Annotated in this window: 24 protein-coding genes and 1 tRNA gene; all 25 read right to left on the reverse strand. The window is 54.6% G+C overall.

The features are described from left to right. A partial coding sequence (locus J7M22_03360; GenBank protein ID MCD6505643.1) for a hypothetical protein occupies positions 1 to 187 on the reverse strand: 187 nt, incomplete at its 3' end. Between the two features lie 294 nt (positions 188 to 481). Further along, positions 482 to 811, reverse strand: coding sequence for a hypothetical protein (locus tag J7M22_03365; protein MCD6505644.1), 330 nt, complete (start codon positions 809 to 811; stop codon positions 482 to 484). A 32-nt stretch (positions 812 to 843) separates the two neighbouring features. Then, positions 844 to 1,548 carry a glycosyltransferase family 2 protein gene (locus J7M22_03370; protein MCD6505645.1) on the reverse strand — a complete coding sequence of 235 codons (705 nt, stop codon included), beginning with the start codon at positions 1,546 to 1,548 and terminating at the stop codon, positions 844 to 846. Positions 1,549 to 1,841: 293 nt separating this feature from the next. Next, entirely contained in the window at positions 1,842 to 2,141 is a 300-nt protein-coding gene (locus J7M22_03375) for a hypothetical protein (protein MCD6505646.1), read from the reverse strand. Further along, on the reverse strand, positions 2,132 to 2,767 hold the full coding sequence (locus J7M22_03380) for a sigma-54-dependent Fis family transcriptional regulator (GenBank protein ID MCD6505647.1): 636 nt from the start codon (positions 2,765 to 2,767) through the stop codon (positions 2,132 to 2,134). Before J7M22_03380 ends, J7M22_03375 begins: the two co-directional genes overlap by 10 nt. 548 nt (positions 2,768 to 3,315) lie before the next feature. Further along, positions 3,316 to 4,461: a PmoA family protein gene (locus tag J7M22_03385; GenBank protein ID MCD6505648.1), complete on the reverse strand. Its 1,146-nt coding sequence runs from the start codon at positions 4,459 to 4,461 to the stop codon at positions 3,316 to 3,318. 57 nt (positions 4,462 to 4,518) lie between these two features. Beyond that, positions 4,519 to 4,839, reverse strand: coding sequence for a cell division protein ZapB (zapB, locus tag J7M22_03390; protein ID MCD6505649.1), 321 nt, complete (start codon positions 4,837 to 4,839; stop codon positions 4,519 to 4,521). Then, the gene (locus tag J7M22_03395; GenBank protein ID MCD6505650.1) at positions 4,796 to 5,584 is read right to left on the reverse strand and encodes a UPF0280 family protein; all 789 of its coding nucleotides are present in this window, start codon (positions 5,582 to 5,584) and stop codon (positions 4,796 to 4,798) included. Before J7M22_03395 ends, zapB begins: the two co-directional genes overlap by 44 nt. Beyond that, positions 5,562 to 6,278, reverse strand: coding sequence for a ribonuclease III (rnc, locus tag J7M22_03400; GenBank protein ID MCD6505651.1), 717 nt, complete (start codon positions 6,276 to 6,278; stop codon positions 5,562 to 5,564). The genes J7M22_03395 and rnc overlap by 23 nt, the downstream gene beginning before the upstream one ends. A gap of 19 nt (positions 6,279 to 6,297) precedes the next feature. After that, positions 6,298 to 7,536 carry a beta-ketoacyl-ACP synthase II gene (gene fabF, locus J7M22_03405; GenBank protein MCD6505652.1) on the reverse strand — a complete coding sequence of 413 codons (1,239 nt, stop codon included), beginning with the start codon at positions 7,534 to 7,536 and terminating at the stop codon, positions 6,298 to 6,300. A gap of 125 nt (positions 7,537 to 7,661) precedes the next feature. Then, positions 7,662 to 7,898, reverse strand: coding sequence for an acyl carrier protein (locus tag J7M22_03410; protein MCD6505653.1), 237 nt, complete (start codon positions 7,896 to 7,898; stop codon positions 7,662 to 7,664). An 82-nt stretch (positions 7,899 to 7,980) separates the two neighbouring features. After that, positions 7,981 to 8,724 carry a 3-oxoacyl-[acyl-carrier-protein] reductase gene (gene fabG / locus J7M22_03415; protein ID MCD6505654.1) on the reverse strand — a complete coding sequence of 248 codons (744 nt, stop codon included), beginning with the start codon at positions 8,722 to 8,724 and terminating at the stop codon, positions 7,981 to 7,983. Next, positions 8,721 to 9,650 (reverse strand): ACP S-malonyltransferase, encoded by a 930-nt coding sequence (gene fabD / locus J7M22_03420; protein ID MCD6505655.1) that lies wholly within the window; start codon positions 9,648 to 9,650, stop codon positions 8,721 to 8,723. Before fabD ends, fabG begins: the two co-directional genes overlap by 4 nt. 9 nt (positions 9,651 to 9,659) lie before the next feature. Further along, positions 9,660 to 10,643: a ketoacyl-ACP synthase III gene (locus tag J7M22_03425; GenBank protein MCD6505656.1), complete on the reverse strand. Its 984-nt coding sequence runs from the start codon at positions 10,641 to 10,643 to the stop codon at positions 9,660 to 9,662. Positions 10,644 to 10,650: 7 nt separating this feature from the next. Further along, positions 10,651 to 11,649, reverse strand: a complete 999-nt coding sequence (gene plsX / locus J7M22_03430) for a phosphate acyltransferase PlsX (protein MCD6505657.1) — start codon at positions 11,647 to 11,649, stop codon at positions 10,651 to 10,653. Positions 11,650 to 11,658: 9 nt separating this feature from the next. Beyond that, positions 11,659 to 11,838 carry a 50S ribosomal protein L32 gene (gene rpmF, locus J7M22_03435; protein ID MCD6505658.1) on the reverse strand — a complete coding sequence of 60 codons (180 nt, stop codon included), beginning with the start codon at positions 11,836 to 11,838 and terminating at the stop codon, positions 11,659 to 11,661. An 18-nt stretch (positions 11,839 to 11,856) separates the two neighbouring features. Continuing rightward, positions 11,857 to 12,408 (reverse strand): DUF177 domain-containing protein, encoded by a 552-nt coding sequence (locus tag J7M22_03440; protein ID MCD6505659.1) that lies wholly within the window; start codon positions 12,406 to 12,408, stop codon positions 11,857 to 11,859. Next, complete coding sequence (locus tag J7M22_03445; GenBank protein MCD6505660.1) at positions 12,377 to 13,600, reverse strand: aspartate kinase; 1,224 nt, start codon at positions 13,598 to 13,600, stop codon at positions 12,377 to 12,379. The genes J7M22_03440 and J7M22_03445 overlap by 32 nt, the downstream gene beginning before the upstream one ends. 6 nt (positions 13,601 to 13,606) lie before the next feature. Beyond that, entirely contained in the window at positions 13,607 to 14,809 is a 1,203-nt protein-coding gene (locus tag J7M22_03450) for a cofactor-independent phosphoglycerate mutase (GenBank protein MCD6505661.1), read from the reverse strand. After that, positions 14,806 to 15,231 (reverse strand): nucleotidyltransferase substrate binding protein, encoded by a 426-nt coding sequence (locus J7M22_03455; GenBank protein MCD6505662.1) that lies wholly within the window; start codon positions 15,229 to 15,231, stop codon positions 14,806 to 14,808. The genes J7M22_03450 and J7M22_03455 overlap by 4 nt, the downstream gene beginning before the upstream one ends. After that, positions 15,165 to 15,518 carry a nucleotidyltransferase domain-containing protein gene (locus J7M22_03460; protein ID MCD6505663.1) on the reverse strand — a complete coding sequence of 118 codons (354 nt, stop codon included), beginning with the start codon at positions 15,516 to 15,518 and terminating at the stop codon, positions 15,165 to 15,167. Before J7M22_03460 ends, J7M22_03455 begins: the two co-directional genes overlap by 67 nt. After that, a complete protein-coding gene (locus J7M22_03465) occupies positions 15,515 to 16,576 on the reverse strand; it encodes a threonine synthase (protein ID MCD6505664.1) in 1,062 nt (353 codons plus the stop codon). The genes J7M22_03460 and J7M22_03465 overlap by 4 nt, the downstream gene beginning before the upstream one ends. A gap of 2 nt (positions 16,577 to 16,578) precedes the next feature. After that, a complete protein-coding gene (locus J7M22_03470) occupies positions 16,579 to 17,880 on the reverse strand; it encodes a homoserine dehydrogenase (GenBank protein ID MCD6505665.1) in 1,302 nt (433 codons plus the stop codon). Positions 17,881 to 17,901: 21 nt separating this feature from the next. Then, complete coding sequence (locus tag J7M22_03475; protein ID MCD6505666.1) at positions 17,902 to 18,411, reverse strand: SPOR domain-containing protein; 510 nt, start codon at positions 18,409 to 18,411, stop codon at positions 17,902 to 17,904. A 50-nt stretch (positions 18,412 to 18,461) separates the two neighbouring features. Then, positions 18,462 to 18,538 (reverse strand) — tRNA-Pro (locus tag J7M22_03480). Positions 18,539 to 18,723: the final 185 nt, after the last annotated feature.

The following is an 18,723-nucleotide window of genomic DNA, read 5'->3' on the forward strand; positions in this document are numbered from 1 at the left end:
AGGCGGGATGTCTCGTCAAATTTCTCAGACCATGAGCGTTCAGCAGATAGATATCATAGTCACCGCCTCTATCGGAGGTGAAGATGATCTGAGCTTCTCCTGGAAGAGAGGGGTATGCCATGGTGGGAGGAGATAAGATGGTGATATCAAGGAGGATAAGGATCAAAGCTCGGAATGTATCTCGCATCTTTCCTCTCCTAGTGTAATATGTAGATTGAAACGCCTGAGTGGAAAGGTGATCTCCGACTCAGGCGTCTTAACTCCTCTCCCTGGGTTCAGGCTACAATCAGGGGACATGACCCAGGACAATCGTGACATCACAATACGCAACTGAATTACCGTTCTTCCTTATCTCCGTGTATGGATGCCATGACCATGTTTGCCCTACAGGAGGATTCGAGTGATATGAGTAGTAGCTCCCATCGTGCTCCCATACTCCTGCTACATTTCTTTCTTTATCATATCTATCACCGTCAGATCCCTAATTGGTCTCCTCCGGCCCATCTCCTGCTATAAAGCCATCGCCGGTATCGGGACGGTGTCTGAACTCCCACGTGAACGTTTCATTGTCAGGGAGATTCCAGACGCGAGCCCAGTGGTATGTTCGAACGTTCCAGCAACTACCGTCCCATAGAGCGTTATATGCGATATAAGTGTTGACGTACACGGTCTGTCCGTCCACCGTGAATGAGCCGGGATCTGAATCAGAGCTATCGACCGGCCATGGTGGATTTGGGCTGCCTGCTATAGCGATGAGATAGCTGATCATCAATAGGGCTGACACCGCCAGGAATAGTCTTTTCTTACTCATTATTTTAACCTCCTCATACTTTCTCGCTCTACTCAGGATTTATTTGGACCCCGGACGTCGAAAGCCCAGCAGCCCAGCATAAACCTCAAATGCCTCCACCCATCCCTCAGCGCCCTCAGCTTCGAACTCGATCCTTCTTCCCGCGGGTAATACCTTATCGGAACCTCTCCTATCCTCATACCCCTTACCACCGCCGCTATCACCATCTCTGAGGCAAACTCCATACCCTCACTCCTCAGGTTCATCCTCTCATACGCCTCCCTCCTGAACGCTCGCATCCCACAATGCGCATCAGACACCCCCGCTTTAAACAGCAGATTCAACAGGCCCGTCAGAAACAGATTCCCCAACCTGTGACTCCACTCCATCGCACCCGGCAGTATCTCCCCCCTCAGCCTGCTGCCCAGCACAAGATCGTATCCCTCATCCAGCATCCCCACGAACTTAGGTATCTCCCTGAAATCATACGTGTCGTCGGCATCCCCCATGATGATGTATCTCCCCTTGGCAGCCTCTATCCCAGCCCTGCACGCGTTGCCGTACCCCCTTTTGAGCTGATGGATCACCTTTGCTCCCAGGGACTCTGCTATTCTAACGGAACTATCCCCTGATCCGTTGTCAGCCACTATTATCTCCCCTTCCGCTCTCATCTCCTTCAGCGCCATCTTCGCCTTGCCGATGCATATCCCTATGGTAGCTGACTCGTTTAAGCACGGCATTACCACTGATATCTGCATGGTTCACAGCCAACATCGGTGGAGGTTTACCTCAGCTATAACAAAATCCATGCCAACTCTCAAACGAGCTTTCCTTCATCCCCTTCAAATCCAGTCACCATAAGGGTTTTGAAGGGATGATTCTTAAATCTCAGACGGCATCACGGATATCTCAGGGCCTTTACAGGGTGTCCATTTCGGACACCCTCTTTTCAGGATCTCCCGCAAGAAGGCCAACTTAAGCCCCATGAATGCTGAGCTCGTTCAGGGTGTCCGTTTCGGACACCCCAGGTGTCCATTTTGGACACCTTGAATCAGATGCCATGTTTCTCCATCAGCCTTTTCAACCTGTTGAGGGAGATCCTCATGGCCCTCGCCGCAGGCTTCTTCTTTCCCCCCATCTCCCCCAGCACCACCCTCAGATACTCCTCAATCACCTCATCCAAGCTGGGTATCTTACTGAATCTTATCTCAACTTTCCTCTTCTCTCTCAGCTCCATATGTTCAAGGAGCATATCCTTTGTGATGAGCTCCTCATCACACAACACCACCAACCTTTCCATCAGATTCTTCAACTCCCTCACGTTCCCATCCCACCTGTGGCTCAACAACACCGATTCCGCCTCGGAGGTAAGCCTCTTTCGAGGGACCCCTGAGATGCACATATCTCCTCCAGGAAATACCAAGCCAGCAGGAGCACATCATCCCCTCTATCACGCAACGGAGGTAGATGGATCTCGATCACCCCTAGACGATGATACAGATCCCTGCGGAACCTCCCCTCCTCCACAAGCCCTCTCAGATCGGCATTGGTCGCGGTGATCAGTCTCACATCGACCTCCCTATCCTTCACCCCTCCAACCCTCCTAAACCGCCCCTCCTCAACGAACCTCAACAGTTTCCCCTGAACGGTTGGTGAGATGAGATCTATCTCGTTGAGGAACAGCACTCCCCCATCCGTCTCCTCGACCAGCCCTCTTTTCGCTACTGCGCCTGTGAAAGCTCCCCTTTCGCTTCCGAACAGCTCCACCTCAAGCAGTTCGCCCTTCAGGTTTCCACAGCTCACCACTTTGAAGGGTTTGTCCTTCCTTTTGCTCCATGCATGGATGTGTCTTGCAAGCAGATCTTTGCCCGTTCCGGTCTCGCCGGCTATGAGCACAGGGCGATCGGTTGATGCGGCTTTCATGGCCTTCTCAACTTCCGCCCTGAACGTTTTATCCTCCCCTACGATCCTCATCATCACCTGCAACCTTCCGACGTTTTCGGACGGATACCGTCCATGAAAAAACGGCGGACGGCGGGCAGCCGACCGCGGACGTTAAGATGATAGCCGATAGGTCTTTCAGATCCTCGCTACACTTAACGACAATATGAGCGATTTGCTTCCCATAATATAAGACGCGTTTTAGGGTGGAAAACTCGCGCTGAACCCTCAGCGCGAGTCACAGCAGAGAGGTTTCCGAGGGGTAGTCTTCCCCCAAAGTCACAACGGAGATCAAAAACCCCTCAGGAATACTCAAACCTGGAATGAACGCCACCGTATGGGAGGGCTGAGATAGGACAAGACCCGCTAAACGGCAGACTGCGAACGATCGACGGCGGACATAGGCTCCCTTATGAAGAGAATTCCCAGGATCAATCCGAAGAGGGCCATGACCGAGCTGATGGGGATAGAATAGTCAGGAGGGACGGGATAGCGGCCGCTGTGCCAAGCTGGGCATCGTCTCTACTTAAGCTTTTACGTGCTGCTGCATGGAAACAGCAGCACGTATCCCTGATAGTTGAAGGCTAAATCTTCGGCGGGTTGACGAAGTTGTTGTATCTCTCCGAGACCCTCGCGAAGGCGGCGTCTCCCCTGTGGATGTAGAGCCGGTATTTGAATTTGAGCTTCTCACCTGCTTTGAGCGTGTAATCCCCTCGTCGGTTTGGATCATTGTAGAAATAGGATAGGCCGAACGGATTGGCCGTCATCAGGCCGTAGTTCCTGACATGCCACCATGTGGGATGGCGGAAGCTCTCGGGATGATCGAATATGGCTATGCCCACCATCTTATCCTCGACCAATCCCGAATAATCGCACCAATGTGCCCGTTTGCCCCACGTCTCGGCCTCGTTTATCCCGCCGAAGGAGTTCTCGATCTTCCCGCCATTGGGCACATCCATGGACGTGGCGACTCTGATCGAGGCGATGCCCCCTTCCTTGGTATCGCCGAACAGCACATCCCCCTCGGTGGCGACGAAGGTCACCTCCATGTCGAGGAGTCTGTCGGGGCCGACGTTGTAGATCCTGACGTCCCTGATCTCCTCCATGATCTTGGTCCTTTTATCGGGCCCCATCCAGTCGCTCAGGGCGACTATCCTGGCGTAGACCGGACCGCTTATGAGCTTTTCGAACCTTCTGTGGATCGTCCATCCGTGGCCCTTCCCCTCGCTCCAGTTATCGACGCCGTTGACGTCTCCGTAAGCGACATAGAAGGATCTATGATGAGGATGGTCCTGTCTCTCGCCTGGGATATCCTCCATCGGATACCCACGGGTCACCCGCTTTCCGTAAGGACCGATGAGGGGATAAAAGTAAGGACGTGCGACTTCGGGATTGAAGTTGTAAACCGTGAAGGGTTCTCCACCTATTTCGACCTCAACCCTCCATTCATCCTCTTTTAGGGTTACCATCGGAAGGTCGGTTTCGATCTCCTCGTCCAGGAACTCGGCTTTGTATGCATGGGTCGCCTCGGCAGGCATGCCGCTTACTATCCAGCTTAGGAGGACGGTCTTTCCCTCCTCCTCCCACTGACACGGCACGACGGAGCCGTTTGTGAGGTTGATAAGCCTTATCGATTTGAATTCCCCTCTCTTTTCAAGGGCGATCGTGACCGGGGTTTGAACGCAGTCATGCATGCCGTTTTGTATCTTAAACTCGATCTCATAGGCCATTCGTTAACCTCCTCGGTGGTTTTCTAAACGAAAGTACGGGCGAAAAATCTTTCGCCCCTACACAACACCTGATGTGTCCTCAAGCAGGCTGATTATCGCCTGAAGTCTCTCCCTTATCTCCTGTCTTTCCCGTTTGAACCTTTCGATCTCGTCGGCGAAATGGAGCAATTCCTGGATTTTGCCCTCCAGATCCCTGATCCTCTCATCTCGCAGTGCGATCTCGTTTTGAAGCCTTTCGGCCTCCGACCTGAGTTGATCGTTTTCCTCCCTGAGCCGCTCGATCAGTTCGACAGCCTGCATCACCTTGCTCTCCAGGAGTGAGAGCAGATCCGATTCAGGCCGGGTCTCCTCTTGTTGTCCTTCGTCTTTCTCTTCCATATCTACCTCCTCGATTTAGCCTTACGATATTTCCCCAGATGCCGATTTTATCGCCGACCACTATGATTACCCCCAGAACTCCAGGGATCGATCTGGCGAAGCTGATGCCGAGCTCGATGTCCGCAGGGGTGTCGACGATATTTCCGGTCGCCGTCGCCACGGCATCGGCGAGGGGCGTTGATTTGGAGAATACAGTCACCGAATCAGCTCTCCCAAAACTACGGGAATGTCCGACCGTTCCGGATGAGGTGCACACCCCTAGGGGGGTGTCCTCTGGATCGATTCTGAATGCGAGTTTTCCCGTGAACGGGGAGTTTCCGGCATACAGGCCTATGGATCTGGATTTAGAGGTGAGGATGAAGATGTCGCCGCCGTTTTCGACTATCACCTCTCGGCTAAGTCCCATCAGATCTCGTCCGACGAACTCGGCTATGGCTCCCGCGACAGCGGCCATCGGTCCCACGCCCGCTTTTTCAGCCGCCTCGATCATGGCGAGGACTATCTCAGGAGCCCCTTCAAGCGGAGGGATGGGCGAGAGGGATTCCAGAAAGCCGGGAGATCGGCGTATGTATTCCTTAAGCTGTGCCCTATATCGTGAGACGGCATCTCTGGCGACGGATTTAGCGTCCTCGATAGAAGCCGATCGATCCACGGAGATCAAGAGATCGGTCTCATCTTCGATCACCTGGAAGGTATGAAGATCCTCGCTTCTGACCCACCCTCTATACCTTCTCTCCTCGAACATCCTCCGACTCCTCGGCCTGAAGGGCTTTGAGCGCCTGGCGAGCGGCGTTTTGTTCGGCCTCCTTCTTGCTCTTGCCGACACCCCTGCCGTAAGGTATATTGGCCAGGTATACCTCCACCTCGAAGCTCTTGTCGTGATCCGGGCCGCTTTCCGAAATGACGCGATAGACAGGAGGCATTTTGGCCAATGATTGCCATTTCACCTGGAGGGCGGACTTGAAATCGTGCTTGATCCGATCTCGATCCAAGCCGGTTTGCCACATATATCTGATGACCGTTTTCAGGACGAACTCCCTCGCCTTTGATAGTCCCCCATCCAGATATACCGCCCCCACAAGCGCCTCGAAGGTCGAAGCGAGAATGGAATTACGTTCGGCACATCTCTCCTTCAGTTCGCTTCGTCCGAGCCTTATGTAGGAGTTCAATCCCAAGCTCTTGGCGCATTTCGCCAGCGTTTTTTGATTGACGAGGGCGGAACGCAGCTTCGATAGCTCCCCTTCGCTGTATTCCTCGAACGCCTCATAGAGGTATGAGCAGACGATCATATCCAGGACGGCATCTCCCAGGAACTCCAGCCTCTCGTTATGTTCTCCGGCTTTACGAGCGAAGGATTTATGGGTCATGGCGAGCCCAAGCAGTTGGGGATCGTGAAACCTGTATCCCAATTTCCGCTCAAGTTCCTTTATCCTCTCGATAAACTCATCCATCTCATCTTCAGCCTTCGAACATCTTGACGATGAGCGTAGCGTTATGCCCTCCAAACCCGAAGGCGTTCGACATGGCGATCCTCACGTCCTTCTGTCTCGGCATATTGGGCACGTAATCGAGGTCACACTCCGGATCAGGTATCTCATAGTTTATGGTGGGTGGTATAACTCCCCTTCCGATCGTCATCAGACATGCGGCCAGTTCAACCGCCCCGGTGGCTCCAAGCATATGGCCGGTCATCGATTTAGTCGAGCTGATAGGCAGGGAGTAGGCGTAAGGGCCGAACACCCTCTTGATCGCCCTCGTCTCGACGGGATCGCCGATGAGGGTTGATGTCCCGTGAGCGTTTATGTATTCCACCTCCTGGGGAGAGATCCCCGCGTCCTTGATGGCGTTGAGCATGGCGAGAGCGGCGCCCTCGCCCTCATCGTCGGGATGGACCATATCGAAGGCATCACAGCTCATCCCATATCCGATCAGTTCGGCGTATATCTCAGCCCCCCTCCTGAGGGCGTGAGATAGCGATTCCAGGATCAGCACACCTGCCCCCTCGCTCATGACAAATCCGTCTCGTTTCCTATCGAAAGGACGACTGGCGTGTTTGGGGTCCTCGTTTCTCGTCGAAAGCGCCTTCATGGAGCAGAAACCAGCGAAGCTCAGGGGGGTTAGAGCCGCCTCCGTTCCTCCGGCGAACATCACATCTGCATCGCCCCTCTGGATTATCCTGAACGCCTCGCCTATGGCATGATTGCTGGTCGCGCAGGCCGTGACTGAGGCTAGATTCGGCCCTTTAAGGCCGAACTGGATGGCGATCTTACCGGCAGCCATGTTGATTATCTCAAACGGGACGAAGAAGGGGCTAACCCTGCGAGGCCCTTTTTCCAGAAGTATTCTATGTTGCTCCTCTATAACCTCGATCCCGCCGATGCCCGAGCCGACCGAGACGCCCACGCGGGTCAGATCGAGCGATCCGAGGTTCAGCCCCGCGTCCTCCTTCGCCATGACCGCGCAGCCCATGGCAAACTGGATGAAGGTCGGAAGCCTCCTGACATCCTTGGGATCCATAAACTGTATCGGATCGAAATCCTTCACCTCGCCCGCCATCTGAGAGCGGAATGGGGTTGGATCAAATTTCGTGAGCCTATCGATTCCGTTTTCCCCCTTGCATAGAGCATCCCAAAACTTGTCCTTGCCCGATCCTATGGGTGTGACCACACCTATTCCAGTGATGACCACTCGTTCCACAGGGTTTACCTCTCAAGGGATGTCCACCGTCGGCTGTCCGCCGACCGCCGTTAAAAACATTGTGACAAGGGGAAGGGGAGACAAGGAAATCTCTCCCCTTGTCCCCATGTCCCTTTGTCCCCTTATCATTCCTCAATACGATCTTTTATGTAATTTATGGCGTCCCCGACGGTTCTGATCTTTTCAGCGTCCTCATCTGGGATCTCGATGTCGAAGGCTTCCTCGAACGCCATGACCAGTTCGACGGTATCGAGCGAGTCGGCTCCGAGATCATCGATGAAGGAAGCCTCTGGGGTGACCCTTTCAGCGTCAACCTGGAGCTGCTCGGCGATTATCTCCTTGACTTTTTCCTCTACGTTCACCTTACTTACCTCCTGCCGAAGTTAGTTAGGGGCGAAAAATCTTTCACCCGTATTATGGACGAAAGATTTTCGCCCATAGATGTTATCCCATAACCATGCCGCCGTCAACCCGAATAACCTGACCGGTTATATATCTGGCGGCATCTGAGGCCAAGAATAGAGCGACATTGGCCACATCTTCAGGTGTGCCGGGTTTTCCAAGCGGCACCATCTCCAATATCCTCTCCCTTTCGGCCTCCGGAAGCTTGGCGGTCATCTCGGTCATGATAAATCCGGGAGCGATGGCGTTAACCCGGACACCTCTCCTCGCCAGCTCCCTGGCCGCTGACTTAGTGATACCTATCACACCGGCCTTTGAGGCGGAGTAATTCACCTGACCGACGTTTCCCATTATGCCGGCCACCGAGGCGATGTTGATTATACAGCCGTTCCTCTGCCTCATCATCACCTTCGCCGCTGACCTGGTGCAGTTGAAGGTTCCCGTGAGATTGATTGAGATAACCTGATTCCAGTCCTCATCCTTCATCCTGACCAACAGCGAATCGCGTGTGATCCCCGCGTTGTTAACCAAGATATCCAATCTACCGAAACTTTCAACGGTTGAGCTGATCAACCTCTCGGCATCCTCCGAATCGGAGACGTCGCAGTGTAGGTAGATCGCTTCGCCTCCAAGCTCTTTTATCTCCTGTGCCGTTTTCTCCCCGATCTCGTCTGCGATATCGCTTATGACAACCTTGGCGCCCTGTCGGGCGAAGAGTGTGGCTATGGATTTGCCTATACCCCTAGCCGAGCCGGTGATGATGGCAACCTTGTCCTTTAGGATCATATCATACCCCTTATCCTCTCGACATCCTCCGTCCCCTCGACGGAGATCGTCCTGAGATTTCGATCTATCTTGGCAACCAGTCCCGAAAGGACTCTGCCGGGACCGACCTCCACGAAGGTATCGAATCCCGCGTCGACCAGCTTCTGGATCGAATCCGTCCATCTTACCGGATTGGTGATCTGTTTTATCAGGAGCGATCTGATCTCATCGGGATCTGAGGTGAAATCCCCTGTCACGTTCGCCACGAATTTAAACTTCGGAGGGTTAAATTGGATCGCGCCCAGAACCACCGCCAGCTTCTCCCCCGCGGGCTTCATCAAGGGCGAGTGGAAGGCTCCGCTGACCCTCAGCGGCACGCACCTACGGGCGCCGGCGGATTTCGCCAGATCCATCGCCCTCCTGACCACCTCCTTCTCCCCGGATATGACGATCTGCTCGGGGGAGTTGAAGTTCGCCATAACCACGAGACCATCCGCCGATGCATCCCGACATATTCGTGAGAGCCTCTCTTGATCTAGCCCTATCACGGCGGCCATGGTTCCGGGGTTTGCCTCCGCAGCCTCAGACATCGCCTGTGCCCTGGCGCTGACGGCCCTCAGAGCATCGGCGAAATCGATCGCCCCGGCGGCGACGAGCGCCGAATATTCGCCCAAGCTATGCCCCGCCACGCCTTCCGGAAGCATCCCTATCCCCTCAAGCGCCTTAAAGGCCGCTATGCTGCATACCATCACGGCCAGCTGGGTGTACCTCGTCTCCCTCAGCTTCTCCTCAGGCCCTTCGAAGCAAAGCTTTGAAAGCTTAAAGCCCAGGATCTCATCGGCCAGATCGAAGACCTCTCTGGATTCGGGGAATCCCTCGTATAACGATCTGCCCATCCCGACCTTCTGCGATCCCTGACCGGGGAAGAGGAAAGCAACCTTTCCCATGGGGGCACCTCAGAGCCTTATCACCGTTCCGGCATACGTCATGCCGCTGCCAAAAGTAACCATCAGTATGACATCTCCTTCCCCTACTATACCGTTCCTTCTGACCTCATCGAGTGCGACGGCGACGGTGGCGGAGGAGGTGTTTCCGTATCGGTCCACGTTGACGTAGACCTTCTCTTTGGGGATACCGAGTTTTTCGCCGACGACATCTATGATTCGTATGTTGGCCTGATGAGGTATGAGCAGATCCACGTCCTGGGGGGTCAACCCGGCCATCTCCAGCGCCTTAAAGCCGGCCTCGGGCATCATCCTAACCCCCAGCTTAAACACCTCCTTTCCCCGCATCTTGAGGTAATGGAGCCTCCTTTCGACCGTTTCACAGGTAGCAGGCATACGTGACCCGCCGGCGGGCACCCCCAAAAGATAAGGATCGGAGTATTCGCCGGCCGCCCCCAGGAAGGAGCTCAATATCCCTCTATCCTCCTCTGTGGCGCTGACCACCGCCGCCCCGGCGGCGTCCCCGAAAAGCACGCAGGTGCTCCTGTCGGTCCAATCGGTGACCTTGGTGAGGGTCTCGGCGGCGATCACCAGAAGCGTTTTCATCATCCCCGTTCGGATGAAACTGTCGGCTATGGCGAGGGCATAGGAGAAGCCTGAACATCCGGCTAGAAGGTCGAAGGCCCCCGCGTTCCTCGCTCCGAGCCTGCCCTGTATGATGCAGGCGGTGGAGGGGAAGAAATGATCCGGAGTGACGGTCGATACGATCACCGCCTCCAGATCCAGCGGATCGACGCCGGCGTCTTCGATCGCCCTCTGTGCCGCCAAGAAACCCAGGTCGGAGCTGGCGGTGTTCTCGTCGGCTATCCTCCGCTCGACTATGCCCGTCCTCCGCCTTATCCATTCATCGGAGGTGTCGACCATCTTCTCGAGGTCGAAGTTAGTCAGGATCTTCTCCGGCACCGCCGATCCGGTGCCGATTATAGCCGCTCTCAACATCCTCTCATCCCTTAAGCCTTCCTTCGATTTGACGGTTTATTCCCCTTTCGACATATTCGGACGCGACCCGAACGGCGTTTTTGATGGCGTTCGGGCAGGAGCTGCCGTGAGCGATTATACAGGCTCCGTTTATGCCCAATAGCGGAGCACCTCCGTATTCGGTGTAATCCAGCTTGGCCTTGAGATTTTCGAACCTACGTCTTATCAACGCCGCCCCGATCTTGGAAAGCAGGGTGGTTGAAAGCTCGTTTTTGAGGAGTCTGACCACCATATCCGCCATTCCCTCGCCGAATTTGAGAATCACGTTTCCGATGAAGCCATCACATACCACCACATCGACCGTTCCCGCCATCACATCGCGTCCCTCAACATCGCCGATGAAGTTGATCGGAGCCTTCCTCAGGAGCGGTCTCGCGCCGAAGACCAGATCGTTTCCCTTGATCTCCTCGGTTCCGATATTCAGTAGGCCGACGCGGGGGGAGGATTTGCCCAGGATGAGCTCGCTGTATATGCTCCCCATGACGGCGAATTCGGCCAGGTCTTTCGGCGAGCAATCCACATTGGCGCCGGCATCGATAACGACCGTTTGATCCCTCACGTTCGGCATCACGACCGCTATGGCCGGCTTGGTGACACCTCTGACCCTACCCAGGATGGCCCTTGCGATGCCGTAGGCTGCACCGGTGCTTCCGGCGCTGACGAAGGCGTCGGCTTCGCCCGATTTCACCGCCCTCAGGGCAACGGCCATAGAGGAGTTACGTTTATGACGCACGGCATGGAGCGGATCGTCGTCCATCTCAACGACCTCATCGGCGGGAATGATCTGAAACTTCGCCCCATCCAATCCGCCGTGCCTTTTCAGTCTGGAGATCTCCTCCTCTATGGCCTCGGGTTTGCCGACGAGTAAAACCTCGATGCCATAGGATCTGGACGCCTCTATGGCTCCCTCGACGATCGCGCCGGGGGCATAATCACCCCCCATGGCATCAACGGCGACTCTCATGGCTGAGCTTTACTCTTCCGTCTCAATGTATTGTTGCCCCTTATAATATCCGCACCTGGGGCATATCCTGTGGGGCATCTTGGGCTCATGGCAGTTAGGACAGATGGAAAGCGATTTACGCGGAAGAGCGTGGTGGCTCTGGCGCATCCTCTTTCTGCTCTTTGAAGTTCTCCTCTTCGGAACTGCCATCTTCGGAAAACCTCCCTTCTATTTGATCAGGTCCGCCAACACTGCGAACTTGGAGGATTTCAACCTCTCCTTCTCCTCACAATCGCAGTCGTGGTAGTTTCGATTTTGGCCGCAGTATGGGCAAAGCCCTTTACAGTTTTCGTCACACAGAGGCCAGAGGGGTATCTCCAAGACGATGTATTTCCGGACGTCGTCGGCTATATTTATCACCTCTTCCCTATACCGGCTTATCCCCTCGGCCTCATCCTGAAACTCGTCCACCACCTCCCCCTCTTTAAGGGGACGGTACTGGAGCTCAAAGTGGGTGTGAAGCTTCTCCTCGAAAGGTTCCAGGCATCTCCTACACTCCTGGATGACGGTAAAATCAACATCGAACCTCGCGAAGACATCCTCTCCCTGTCTGAAGGCCTGGACGTGCACCTTAATAGGGTTGAGGAACTTCGTGTCGTCGAAGAACAGCTCCAGTTCCTCGTAACGACATTCGAAGTCCATCTCCTTAAAGCCGTTTTCCTCGATATCCTTAAGCTTGAACCTGAGGTTACTCCTCTTTTTTGCCGAGTTCGAAAGCATCGTGTATAGCCCTTACTGCCTGATCGGCGAACTGTTTTTCGATCACGCAGGAGATCTTTATCTCCGACGTGCTTATCATCTGTATGTTGATCCCACGATCGGCCAAAGCCTTAAACATCCTCGCTGCCACACCGGCATGACTTCGCATGCCTATCCCCACGGCCGAGACCTTTGCGACGTTTCTGTCCCAGACCACCCCCTTAAAGTTCAGCTCCTCCTTCAATCCCTCGACCACCTCTATCGCCTTATGTAGCTCGGTTTCGGCGACGGTGAAGGACATATCGGTGATCCCCTCGATGCTGGCGTTTTGGATGATCATATCCACGTTTATGTTGTTCGCCGAGAGGGTCTGGAACACCTTGGCGGCGACGCCGGGTCTATCCGGCACGCCGATGAGCGATATCTTCGCCTGATTCTTATCGGCCGCCACCCCGCTGACCACAATGTCTTCCATCATCTTGGTCTCCCCCATAACCTTCGTTCCCTCGTCATCTGAAAATGTCGACCTCACCCTGAGGGGAACGTTGAACTTCCGAGCGAGCTCCACGGAACGGGAATGAAGCACCTTCGCCCCCAAACTGGCCAGTTCCAGCATCTCCTCATAGGAGATGACGTCGATCCTCCTAGCATCTCTTACTATCCTCGGATCGGCGGTATATACCCCATCCACGTCCGTGAATATATCGCAAACTGATGCCCCCAAGGCAGCCGCTAATGCGACGGCGGTCGTGTCAGACCCGCCGCGACCGAGCGTGGTTATATGGCCGTCCATCGTCACACCCTGAAACCCCGCCACAACCACTATCTTCCCCTGCCTGAGGGATTCCATGATCCTATCCGTGTTGACATGCCTGATCCGGGCCTTGCTGAAGGAACTATCGGTGATTATGCCCACCTGGGGACCGGTGAGTGAGATCGCCTCATGTCCCAACTCGTGTATCGCCATCGCCACCAAAGCGATCGAAACCTGTTCCCCCGTCGCAAGCAACATGTCCATCTCCCTTTCGGGGGGGTTGGGCGAGATGGATTTGGCCAGGGCGATCAGCTCGTCCGTCGTCTTGCCCATAGCTGAGACGACCACCACCACATCATGCCCCTGTTCCTTGGTACGGACGATCCGATTTGCCACATGCTTTATCTTTTCGGCATCGGCCACCGATGAGCCACCGTACTTTTGGACTATAATCCCCATTTTCCCCTACTCCCGATTTGATAGGAACCAGTCCATCAGCTTCCAGCCTTCCTCAAAGCGGAGATCGCTCCGCGATGCCTCCTCTTCGCAGAAGCTTTCAAAGCCGTTGTGTTTTATCCCCGAGCCGCAGGCTGCAAACGGCACTGCACCGTGCCTGTGGGTTCTCATGGAGATCGGCGTGAAGTGATCGGTTATGATCATTATCCTGTAATCGCCGAACCCTTCCATACCTTCCAACAGGGTTCCGACGACCTTTTCGTCCACCTCCTCAATCGCCCGTATCTTCAGCCGGAGGTCTCCCTCATGCGATGCCTCATCCGGAGCTTCGACGTGTAGGTAGACCAGATCATCCTCCTCAAGGGCTCTGAGGGCATATTCGGCCTTCGCCCTGTAGTCCGTATCCACATATCCGGTCGCCCCCGGCACCTCTATGGGTCTCAATCCGGCATATATGCCGATCCCCTTTATGAGATCCACGGCGGAGATAACCGCCCCGTTCAGCCCATATCTCTCCTGGAACTTCGGCATCCTCGGAGCTCTCCCCTGTCCCCACAACCAGATGCTGTTTGCGGGATATTTCCCCTCAGCGATACGTCTGACGTTGACTGGGTGATCTCTGAGCACCCTCCACGACCACCTTATCAATTCGTTCAACACATCAGCCCCTTCCCCTTCAGGCAGATACTCCTCAAAGGGCTCTCCCATGATGTCGTGGGGCGGCGTGGTCTTGGCTCCCTCCTTCCCCTCCCTCCAAACCATCAGATGTCTGTATTGTGTGCCCGCGTAGAAGGAAATTATACTTTTGTATCCCGTTCCTTTCAAGGCTTGAGAGAGTGACTCTATGATCCTGGTCGCCTCTTGGGTGGTTATACGCCCCGCGCTGTAATCCCTCAGGATGCTCCCCTCCAGCGTGACGAGGTTGCATCTGAAGGCCACATCCCCTTCGGAGAGCTTAACGCCGATATTCGCTGCCTCAAGCGGCCCTCTGCCGGTATAGTACAGATGCGGATCATATCCCATTATCGTTAAGTTTGCGACATCGCTCCCCGGGTGCATGTCCCGGGGTATGGTAATAGCGCTTCCCAAGCTCCCCCTCTGGACTATTCGGTCGAAGTTCGGCGTATCGGCGGCCTGGAGCGGCGTGCGACCGCCGAGCGAATCGATCCTCTCATCTGCCATTCCGTCGCCGATCACTATCGCGAATTTCATCCCTTTTCCTCCGAGATCTTACGTTTAAGGGTTTCATAGAGCGATCTTATGGCGTTGTACACCTCATCCGAACCGATATACATGAAGATCTCCTGTGCTTTTTCCTCATCGTAGATGTGAACTATCTCATTACGCTTCCTCACGATTTCAGAAAACATCCCCTCATTCTCCTCAGGTATAAGTCCTTCTTTAAAAGCCTCTTTGAAGCATCTCAGCGGTGAGTTGACCTCCATCCCTAGACCTCTCAGGTATTCACGTAATGACTGCCACATGGATTCATAGGTATACTCGAACCTCTTCGTGGTGACCTCGATGAGCAGTTCCTTTGAGAGGAAGCTGAACAAAGCCGGGGTTTTCACGACCTCTTCATATTTTCTAAAAGCCCTTTCAAATCTTTCAAAAGTCCTTCTGAGTTTATCCATACAACCCCCTCATCCAAGACCCTTCCTATCAGGTCGCTATGCACGTCGGCAAGATCGACGAGATCTATCTCTCTGAGCGTGTGAACCTCCTCATTCAGGGTCTCCTGCAGATCAACGAATAGATCGCTCTCCAATCTTCTCCCCGCGAATACGGCTATATCTATATCGGAGATCCTGTCCGTTTTACCTCTGGCGAAGGAGCCGAACAGGATAACCAGTTTTTCGCCCGGCAGACGCCGATTTATAACTTCTATGATCTCCCGTTTGACCCTCTCCGATAGCATCATAAGATTTCCAGTTTCTCCACCACGGCCTCCTCATCGGCGGGCAGCACGATCGGTTCGGCGGCGGAGGCTATGGCCCTATCGGGATCTTTCAGCCCGTGTCCGGTAAGCACACATACCACCGTCTCACCCCTTTTGAAAAAGCCTTTCCGGGCCAGCTTGATCACCCCCGCGACTGAGGCGGCGGAGGCCGGCTCGACGAAGATACCCTCCAGCGATGCGAGCATCCTATATGCCTGAAGTATCTCGTCGTCCGAGACCGTATCTATGAGCCCGCCCGATTCATCCCTAGCGGCCTCGGCGTATTTCCAGCTTGCGGGGTTTCCTATTTTGATCGCCGTGGCGATCGTCTGTGGGTTCTTTATCGGATAACCTCTGACTATCGGCGCCGCCCCCTCCGCCTGAAACCCGATCATCTTCGGCAGGGAATCGACCCCGCCCGCCGCCTTATACTCCTTGTATCCCTTCCAGTAGGCGGTGATGTTCCCCGCGTTGCCGACGGGGATGGCGTGATAATCCGGAGCCCTTCCAAGCTGATCGCATATCTCGAAGGCTCCCGTCTTCTGCCCCTCGATCCTATAAGGGTTGATCGAATTAACCAGCGTTATCGGGTACTTGGAGGTTATGGATCGAACAAGGCTCAGGGCGTCATCGAAGTTCCCCTCGATGGCGATAACCTTAGCTCCGTGTATGAGCGCCTGAGCGAGCTTACCCATGGCGATGGCGCCTTTGGGGATGAGCACGGCGGCGGTTATGCCGGCCCTCGCCGCATATGCCGCCGCTGAGGCGGACGTGTTGCCCGTGGAGGCGCACATGACCGCCTTGGCCCCCTCCTCGACGGCCTTCGATACGGCCACCGTCATACCCCGATCCTTGAAAGATCCCGTCGGGTTCGTCCCCTCATACTTCAGGTATAGCTCGATCGGCGCCCCTATAGCTTCCCTGAGCCTGCCCGCCTTTATGAGCGGTGTGTTTCCCTCGTTAAGCGTGATCACTGGGGTGGAGTCGCTCACCGGCAGAAACTCCCTGTAAGCCTCTATAACCCCTCGCCATACCTTCATCTCTACTCCTCCATCTCGACCCTTATGACCATGCTTTTCGCCCTGACCACGTCAAGCCGATCTATCTCCTCCATCGCCTGTCTCATCGCCCTCTCACTGGCCTTGTGCGTCATCATCACCAAGTAAACTGACTCCTCGTCATAGCTCTCCTTCTGTATAACGGAGGCGATGCTGATATTATGTCTTCCGAGGATGCCTGAGATCTGAGCCAGCACGCCGGCCCTGTCGACGACGATATATCTGACGTAATATCTGCTTTCACACTCCTCTATATCCATCACGTCGATCTTCGGCGAATCAGGTCTCCAGCAAAGGGGGATATGGGGCGGCGCTTTGGAGATGATCCTTCGGGCTATATCGACTATATCGGCTGTTACGGCGCTCGCCGTAGGCATCCTACCGGCCCCTTGGCCGTAGAACATGGTCGCCCCCACGGCATCTCCCACAACATATATCCCGTTGAAAACCCCTCTGACGCTTGCGAGCATGCTCTTTTGAGGAAGCAACGTGGGGTGAACCCTGACCTCCGCCCTGCCGTCGTGGAACTTTGAGATAGCGAGGAGCTTGATCACATATCCCAACTCGCCCGCATACTGTATATCCTTGGGCGTAACCTTCGTGATCCCCTCGACGTAGACGTCATCCAGCTTGACCTTTCCGCCATAGGCAAGGGAGGAGAGGATCGTTATCTTATGAGCGGCATCGTATCCCTCCACATCATATGTGGGATCGGCCTCGGCATAGCCGTTGCGCTGGGCCTCGCCGAGGGCCTCCTGAAAATCGCTTCCTTCCTCGGTCATCTTGGTGAGGATGTAGTTCGCCGTGCCGTTTATGATTCCGTAGATCGATCTGATCCGGTTGGCCAGCAACCCTTCACGCAGGGATTTGATGATGGGTATCCCCCCGCCGACGCTGCCTTCGAAATACAGGTTGACGCCCGCCTTATATGCTTCGGAGAAAAGCTCAGATGCGTGTTGAGCCAACAGGGCCTTGTTGGCCGTCACCACATGCTTCCCGCCGCGGATCGCCTTCAATATGAAACTTTTCGCCGGCTCTATGCCACCTATAAGCTCGATGACCACATCTATCTCCGGATCGTTTAAAACCACCTCGGCATCGGTGGTCAGCATGGATCTATCGACCTGTATACCTCTGGGCGTCGAGATATCCAGATCGGCTATCCTGACGAGTCTGATAGGCACTCCCACCTTCTCCTCTATCAGATCGGGCCTTTCGAGCAATATCCTGGAGACCCCGACCCCGATGGTTCCCCATCCTATAAGACCGACCTTCACCTGTTTCACTTTACCCCTTCACCTCATACCTTAAGGTTTTGTCAGCACATATCTCTTGAACCCCAGATTTTCCCTCATCCTTTCGGCGAACTGTTTCGCTTCAGACCTGGTATTGAAGTATCCCACGAAAACCCTATGAAAATTATTTCGGTACTTCACCCTCGCCTCATATCCTTTCCCCCTTAACTCCTCAGCCAAGTTGGAGGCCCTTTCAGGTGAGATAAAGGCTCCCAATTGGATCGTGTAACCTTTACTTGCACTTGGAGGTTGGAGACGAGGTGTTACCTTCATCCCCTCACGTGGTTTCGGTTGTGCCGGTTGCTGACCCGCCCGTTGACGAGTGGATGTCGGACGGGCAGGAACAGGCAGGTTTGGCACTTGATCTGGAGGTGAGATGGCCGTTCCGGCGCTCGACTTGGTTCTATCCTCCATTCGTCCGACCCTGACCCCTATCTCGAAGGAGAGGAGAACGGCGAGAAGAAAGGCAATGATAACTCCTAGGAGATGACCGTTTGAAAGCTTTCCCGTTTGAATCTGCATGGGTTCAAGCCTTTGGGGAGGATTAAACCGGGATATCCCGTATACAAAATTGGTCGGGGCGACTGGATTTGAACCAGCGACCACTTGAACCCCATTCAAGTGCGCTTCCGGACTGCGCCACGCCCCGACCTGTCCTGATTGCATAAATAAATATAGCATTCATCAGGAATTATGTCAAGGGTCGGCTCAGGGATTTTACACAAAATTCTTGACAGACCCTCTGAGTGAGATCCCTTCTAGCAAGGCAATATTGGCTGCTTGAGCCTCCGACAGATTTCTTATACACCCGTTACATCCAGGACTTCGCAAAAA

It is taken from the genome of Candidatus Poribacteria bacterium (genome assembly GCA_021162805.1).
In the GTDB taxonomy this organism is placed as follows: Bacteria; Poribacteria; WGA-4E; order B28-G17; family B28-G17; genus JAGGXZ01.

Coding starts and splice junctions, on each gene's coding strand:
- fabG (MCD6505654.1), bottom strand. CDS start 8,724: ATGATCCTAAAGGACAAGGTTGCCATCATCACCGGCTCGGCTAGGGGT.
- rpmF (MCD6505658.1), bottom strand. CDS start 11,838: ATGGCAGTTCCGAAGAGGAGAACTTCAAAGAGCAGAAAGAGGATGCGC.
- J7M22_03440 (MCD6505659.1), bottom strand. CDS start 12,408: ATGCTTTCGAACTCGGCAAAAAAGAGGAGTAACCTCAGGTTCAAGCTT.
- J7M22_03395 (MCD6505650.1), bottom strand. CDS start 5,584: ATGTTCGAGGAGAGAAGGTATAGAGGGTGGGTCAGAAGCGAGGATCTT.
- J7M22_03385 (MCD6505648.1), bottom strand. CDS start 4,461: ATGGCCTATGAGATCGAGTTTAAGATACAAAACGGCATGCATGACTGC.
- J7M22_03370 (MCD6505645.1), bottom strand. CDS start 1,548: ATGCAGATATCAGTGGTAATGCCGTGCTTAAACGAGTCAGCTACCATA.
- J7M22_03475 (MCD6505666.1), bottom strand. CDS start 18,411: ATGCAGATTCAAACGGGAAAGCTTTCAAACGGTCATCTCCTAGGAGTT.
- J7M22_03365 (MCD6505644.1), bottom strand. CDS start 811: ATGAGTAAGAAAAGACTATTCCTGGCGGTGTCAGCCCTATTGATGATC.
- J7M22_03455 (MCD6505662.1), bottom strand. CDS start 15,231: ATGGATAAACTCAGAAGGACTTTTGAAAGATTTGAAAGGGCTTTTAGA.
- J7M22_03450 (MCD6505661.1), bottom strand. CDS start 14,809: ATGAAATTCGCGATAGTGATCGGCGACGGAATGGCAGATGAGAGGATC.
- J7M22_03445 (MCD6505660.1), bottom strand. CDS start 13,600: ATGGGGATTATAGTCCAAAAGTACGGTGGCTCATCGGTGGCCGATGCC.
- J7M22_03380 (MCD6505647.1), bottom strand. CDS start 2,767: ATGATGAGGATCGTAGGGGAGGATAAAACGTTCAGGGCGGAAGTTGAG.
- fabD (MCD6505655.1), bottom strand. CDS start 9,650: ATGGGAAAGGTTGCTTTCCTCTTCCCCGGTCAGGGATCGCAGAAGGTC.
- plsX (MCD6505657.1), bottom strand. CDS start 11,649: ATGAGAGTCGCCGTTGATGCCATGGGGGGTGATTATGCCCCCGGCGCG.
- J7M22_03465 (MCD6505664.1), bottom strand. CDS start 16,576: ATGAAGGTATGGCGAGGGGTTATAGAGGCTTACAGGGAGTTTCTGCCG.
- zapB (MCD6505649.1), bottom strand. CDS start 4,839: ATGGAAGAGAAAGACGAAGGACAACAAGAGGAGACCCGGCCTGAATCG.
- J7M22_03460 (MCD6505663.1), bottom strand. CDS start 15,518: ATGATGCTATCGGAGAGGGTCAAACGGGAGATCATAGAAGTTATAAAT.